A 430-nucleotide genomic window follows, 5' to 3' on the forward strand; every position below is an offset into this window, starting at 1 on the left:
ATAGGATTGCTTTTAGCATCATTTTCAAGATCGATCTGGATAAATTTATTGAAGCCAGTTTAAAACAAGGTCTTTAATTTAAAATTTTAACAAAAGCAAAGCTTTATCTGTATTTTTGCAATATATCTAAAAAAATCGATATTAAAATCGAAAAAATGCGATATATTAAATGCAAAGATGCTGAATGGAGCTTTGCTCTGAATTGAATGTGTCTAAGATGGATATTGATTTAATTTCTAAAGCATTGGCGAATCCGACTCGACGTCAGATTTTGGAGTGGCTTAAAAACCCACAACAATATTTGTCTGAAGAGCAGTGCGGTGGCTTTGGGCGTGGTGTGTGTGCAGGGAATATCGAAAGACTCGGTAATGTCTCTCAATCTACCATGTCAAATCATTTGTCTGTTTTACAACAGTCAGGATTAATTCAG

At 34.2% G+C, this 430-nt stretch carries 1 protein-coding gene; it reads left to right on the plus strand.

Features of this window, described 5'->3' with window-relative positions:
* Positions 1-208: 208 nt before the first annotated feature.
* Positions 209-430: ArsR/SmtB family transcription factor (locus tag ACJ5GX_RS05320; RefSeq protein WP_495292777.1), on the plus strand; the 222-nt coding region annotated here is incomplete at its 3' end.

It is taken from the genome of Wolbachia endosymbiont of Tuta absoluta (assembly GCF_059414725.1).